Source organism: Acidimicrobiales bacterium, from assembly GCA_036273495.1.
In the GTDB taxonomy this organism is placed as follows: domain Bacteria; phylum Actinomycetota; class Acidimicrobiia; order Acidimicrobiales; family JAJPHE01; genus DASSEU01.
Genome location: DASUHN010000250.1, coordinates 1 through 5,419 on the forward strand (window position 1 = coordinate 1; position 5,419 = coordinate 5,419).

The 5,419-nt window shown below is 72.5% G+C and carries 6 protein-coding genes; all 6 read left to right on the top strand.

Going from position 1 to position 5,419, the window contains the following annotated elements:
• The coding region (locus VFW24_10795; protein ID HEX5267249.1) for an ATP-binding protein at positions 1-1,212 on the top strand (1,212 nt) is incomplete at its 5' end.
• Between the two features lie 115 nt (positions 1,213-1,327).
• On the top strand, positions 1,328-2,866 hold the full coding sequence (locus tag VFW24_10800; GenBank protein ID HEX5267250.1) for a phage tail sheath family protein: 1,539 nt from the start codon (positions 1,328-1,330) through the stop codon (positions 2,864-2,866).
• Between the two features lie 32 nt (positions 2,867-2,898).
• Positions 2,899-3,345 (top strand): phage tail protein, encoded by a 447-nt coding sequence (locus tag VFW24_10805; protein HEX5267251.1) that lies wholly within the window; start codon positions 2,899-2,901, stop codon positions 3,343-3,345.
• Between the two features lie 29 nt (positions 3,346-3,374).
• Positions 3,375-3,836 carry a hypothetical protein gene (locus tag VFW24_10810; GenBank protein ID HEX5267252.1) on the top strand — a complete coding sequence of 154 codons (462 nt, stop codon included), beginning with the start codon at positions 3,375-3,377 and terminating at the stop codon, positions 3,834-3,836.
• Entirely contained in the window at positions 3,833-3,991 is a 159-nt protein-coding gene (locus VFW24_10815) for a DUF6760 family protein (protein ID HEX5267253.1), read from the top strand. Before VFW24_10810 ends, VFW24_10815 begins: the two co-directional genes overlap by 4 nt.
• Before the next feature lie 92 nt (positions 3,992-4,083).
• The coding region (locus VFW24_10820) for a hypothetical protein (protein ID HEX5267254.1) at positions 4,084-5,419 on the top strand (1,336 nt) is incomplete at its 3' end.

Consider the following 5,419-nt stretch of genomic DNA (forward strand, 5'->3'; position numbering starts at 1 on the left):
GGGGCGCTGGCGGCGGGCCCGATCGACGCCATCCTGGACCGCCCCTCCGCCCTGCGGCGCCTGGCCCAGCTCGAGCACCCCGTCGTCCTGTTCGGTCGCTGCGGCTGGGAGCCGTCGTGGTCGCCCGAGGTGCCGCTCCTGCTGGACGTCCCGCCGACCACGACCGAGGAGCGCCGGGCCCAGCTGCGCTCGAGCCTGGCCGGGGCGGTCGAGGCCGACCTCGACCCGGTGGCGGCCACCGCCCAGTTCCGGCTCACGGTGGAGCAGATCGACCGGGCCGCTCGCGCCGCCCTCCTCGAGGCCCGCGTCGAGCAGACGGCGGTGACGGCGCGGGCGCTGCGTCACGGCGCCCGGGCCCAGAACTCCCCGGGCCTCGAGCGCCTGGCCCGCCGCATCGAGCCCGCCGTCGGCTGGGACGACCTCGTCCTGGCGCCGGCATCGTTGGAGTCGCTCCGGGACCTGGCCATCCGGGCCCGCCAGCGCGAGCGGGTGCTCGACGGCTGGCGGATGCGTCCCGGGGGTGGCCGGGGCCGGGGCGTCACGAGCCTGTTTGCCGGGGACCCCGGCACCGGCAAGACGATGTCGGCCGAGGTGCTCGCCTACGCCCTCGGCATGGACCTGTACGTGGTGAGCCTGCCGACGGTCGTCGACAAGTACGTGGGGGAGACCGAGAAGAACCTCGAGCGGATCTTCAGCGAGGCCGACGAGGTCAACGGCATCCTGCTGTTCGACGAGGCCGACGCCATCTTCGGGCGGCGCTCGGAGGTGCGCGACTCCAACGACCGCTTCGCCAACATGGAGACCGCCTACCTGCTGCAGCGGATGGAGACGTTCGACGGCCTGGCGGTGCTGACCACCAACCTGCGGGCCAACCTCGACGAGGCCTTTGCCCGCCGCCTCGACGTGGTCGTCGACTTCCCGCTGCCGGACGCCGAGTTGCGCCTGGCCCTGTGGGAGCGCTGCCTGGGGCCGCTGGTACCGAGGGCCGCCGACCTCGACCTCGAGTTCTGCGCCCGGGCCTTCGAGATGGCGGGGGGGTCGATCCGGTCGGCGGCGGTGACCGCCGCCTACCTGGCCGCCCACGCCGACCGCCCCCTGGGGATGGCCGACGTCGTCGTCGGCATCCAGAGGGAGTACCGCAAGATCGGCCGGCTGATCGTGGCCGAGGAGTTCGGGCCCTATTTCCCGCTCGTGGCGGCGGTGGGGCGTTGACCGCATGCCCGAAGAGGCAGGCCTAAGCGCCCGCTTGCCCGTCCGAGCGGCCTAACCGGAAACACCGGCTTCGGTCCACCATCGCGAAGGTCCTTATCAGGGAGGAAACCGGGAAATGCCCACCTATCTGTCACCTGGCGTCTACGTCGAGGAGGTGGACTCCGGCTCGCGCCCCATCGAGGGTGTGGGCACCGCCGTGGCCGCCTTCGTCGGACTGGCCGAGACCGGCCCGGTCAACCAGCCGACCCTCGTCACCAACTGGAGCCAGTACGTCTCGAACTTCGGCAGCTTCGTCGAGGGGGCGTATCTGGCGCAATCGGTCTACGGCTACTTCCAGAACGGCGGCGGCGCCTGCTACGTCGTGCGGATCGGTGCCGAGGCCTCGTCCAACGGTGACTCGCCGCCCGCTCTGGGCGCCGGCGCCAGCACCGCCGCCGAGGCCAGCCTGGCCGGGCTCAAGGTCCAGGCCCTCGAGTCGGGCCCGGCGGGCAACGACATCACCGTCGAGGTGGCCGACGCCCCCGAGGGCGCGGCCGAGGACACCTTCAACCTCAACGTGAAGCGCGGTGACAAGGTGGTGGAGAGCTTCGAGAGCGTGTCGCTCAAGAAGGGCCGCCAGAACGTGGTGACGGTCGTCAACGCCCAGTCCAAGACCATCCGGCTCGAGGACCTTGGTCTGGCCTCCGAGACGGCGGCGAAGGGCGCGGTCACCCTGGCCGGCGGCGGTGCTCCCGTTCCGGTGCGTGTGACCCCCGACGACTACGTCGGCGACGCTGCCGACCGGACCGGCTTCGGCGGCCTCGAGGCCATCGACGAGGTCACCATGGTCTGCGTTCCCGACCTGATGTCGGCGTACCAGAAGGGTGTGGTCGACCTCGAGGGCGTGCAGGCCGTGCAGCTGGCCATGATCGCCCACTGCGAGCTGATGGGGGACCGGATCGCCATCCTCGACCCGCCCCCGGGTCTCAACGCCCAGCAGATCAAGGAGTGGCGGGTCGACAAGGTCGGCTACGACTCCAAGTACGCCGCCCTCTACTGGCCGTGGGTCAAGGTGTTCGATCCCGCCAGCGGCTCGAACCAGCACATCCCCCCGTCGGGCTACATGGCGGGCATCTGGGGCCGCAACGACGACACCCGCGGCGTGCACAAGGCGCCGGCCAACGAGGTGGTGCGGGGCGCACTCGGCCTCGAGGTGAACATCACCAAGAACGAGCACGACCTGCTCAACCCGGTCGGCATCAACTGCATCCGTGCCTTCCCGGGCAAGGGGATCCGGGTGTGGGGTGCGCGCACGCTCTCGTCGGACGCCTCGTGGCGCTACCTCAACGTCCGCCGGCTCTTCAACTACCTGGAGGAGTCGATCCTGCAGGGCACGGACTGGGTCGTCTTCGAGCCCAACGACATGGCGCTGTGGTCCAAGATCCGCCGCACCATCTCCGCCTTCCTGGTCAACGAATGGCGCAAGGGCGCGCTGTTCGGGGCCACTCCGGGCGAGGCGTTCTACGTGAAGTGCGACGGTGAGACCAACCCGGCCGAGGGGATCGACGCCGGCCAGGTCGTGTGCGAGATCGGGCTGGCCCCGGTCAAGCCGGCCGAGTTCGTCATCTTCCGGATGTCGCAGTACTCCGGCGGCACCAGCCTGGTGGCCGAGTAACCGGCCGGCAGACAAGCGAAAGGTAAGAAGCAATGAGTCTGTTCGCAGAGTTCGACACCGGTGTTGGCTGGTCGTTCGGGCTGGAGATCGACGGGATCGAGATCAAGGAGATCCAGGAGATCGACGGGCTGAAGCTCGAGAGCGACGAGATCGAGCTCAAGCACAACACCATCGACGGCAAGTACATCAACAAGCGGCTGCCCGGCCGGAAGAAGTCCGGCGAGCTCACGTTCACCCGGGGCATCACCGGCGACAAGAACTGGGAGACGTGGATCAAGAACGTGTTCGAGGGCAAGATGCTCGATGCCCGTAAGAACGGCGTGATCAAGATCTACAACTACGAGGGCATGCCGGTCCGGGAGTACAAGTTCCACAATGGATGGCCCAAGTCCATCGAGTTCGGCTCCATGAAGGCCGGCGACACGAGCGTTCTCACCGAGAAGCTCACGATGGTCCACGAGGGCGTCGAGCCGGCCTGATGCGAAGGGTTCACCCGGGATCGCCCGCGGTGGGGGTCCTCGATGCGGAGGGTGAGGGCGGGAGCGATCCCGTCCTCACCCCACCCGTGCCGCCGCCCCTTCCGCCCGTCGACGCGCTGCGCACCGAGTTCGACTTCGAGCTGCCCCGCGGCTACCTCGACGAGAGCGGGACGCTGCACCGGTCCGGCACCATGCGGCTGGCCACGGCCCGGGACGAGCTGCTTCCCCTGCACGACGACCGCGTCCGGGACAATCCCGCCTACCTGACGGTCGTGCTGCTGGCCCGGGTCATCACCCGCCTCGGCACCATCGAGGGGGACGACGTGAGGGCGCAGGTGATCGAGAGGTTGTTCGCCTCCGATCTCGCCTTCCTGCAGGACCTGTACCGCCGCATCAACACCGAAGGCCACACGCGGGCAGTGGTGAGCTGCCCCGCGTGCCACGAGCGGTTCGCGGTCGATCTGGCCGGTGGGCGCCTGGGGGAACTGTGACGTACGCGGCCGATCGCCTGTATGAGGAGGTCGCGTACGTCGCCTACCACTTCCATTGGTCCATGGACGAGATCCTGGACATGGAGCACCCGACCCGGCTGCGCTTCGTCAACGAGATCGCCAAGATCAACCGCCGCATCTCTGGCGAGGGGTAGCGGCGGTGGGCCTCCTGTCCCGGCTGCGCACCCGCGACGGCCGAGGGGATCAACCGGCTGACCGGACCGGCCCGTCCTCGCCCCCGGCCCCCGTGCCCACCCCGGCCCCGATCACCGCGGCCGACCTGGCCGAGCTGGCCGTCCCCGGGTGGGCGCGGGTCCCGCCCCCGCCGCCGCTGCTCGACCCCATGCCGCTGGTCGTGGCCACGGACTTCGAGAGCTCCCTGCCGAGCCGGCGCCGGCCCGACCCCGTCCTCGTCCGGCCCCTGGGCCACCTGATCGCTCCCGAGGGACCGGCGGGAACCGTCGAGGGCCTGGTGGTGGCCCGGCCCGTGGAGACGCCGGCCGCGGTGCCCGCCGCCCCCGTCCCTCCTCCGGACCTGGTGCTGACCCGCCCCGTGCAACCGTCCGATCCGGAGCCGGGCAACGGCTCGGCTCCTCCCCGGCTGCGCCCGATTCTCACGTCGAGCCCGGCGGCTCCGGCCCCGCCCGCCCCGTTGCCGGCGCCCGCCCCCCGCCGGTTTCCCGAGCCTGAGCCCGCCGCCGGCGGGCCGGCCCCGCCCGGCCCCCACGCCGGTTTCGATCCCTCCCCGGAGAGGGTGATCGGTGCACCGGGGCCCTCCCCCGTGGTCGTCCCGGAGGGCTCCGGCGGCGCGCCGGCCGACCTGGCCCTGGCCACCCCGGCCCGTCCCGCCCCGTCGCGGACCGATCCTCCGGCTCCCGGTCGGATGGTCACCGCCGGCGTGCCCAAGAGCCTCCCTGTCACCGCCCTGCCGGTCTCACCGGGACCTCTGCCGGTGACCGGGATGCCGGCCCCACCGCCCGGCGGGTCACGCGGCGAGCGGGCCGTCGGGGACCCGGCCCCCGCCGAGCCGTCCGGCCCGGGGGACCCTGACGTCCCCGCCCCCTACCTCGACCTGGCGACGCCGCCGGGCCGCAACGGGGCCCGGGTTCCCGCCGCGCCGGGCGGGGGGGCCGTTCACCGCAGCGGGACCACGCCCGAGGGGCCCAACCCCCCGACCGGCGGCCCGGACCCCCGCCCGACCGCGCCGCTGGTGGGGGAGGCCCCCCTGGCGCCGGCGCGTCCGGGACCCGCATCCACGGACGGCGGACCTCCCTCCGATCGGACCGACGATGGGGACCATCCCGATCTGACCCTGCCGGGCCGGGCCCCGCGAGCCGGGGACCGTCGCGCACCCGCCCCTCCGCCCGACCGCGGCGCGGCCCCGGCCCCGTCGGGGCTGGGCCGTCCCATCGGCGGGCTCCCGGCGACCGCGGTGCCGATGGACAAGCTCCGGCTGGCCGAGGCCTCGGGGATGCGGGTCCGGGTGGTCGGGGCCGACGACGGCGACCGCGGCCCCCGCCTCCCCCTGGCCGGCGCCCCCGGTCAGCGGCGTACCCCGCCGGGCGAAGGCCCCCTCCCCGCTG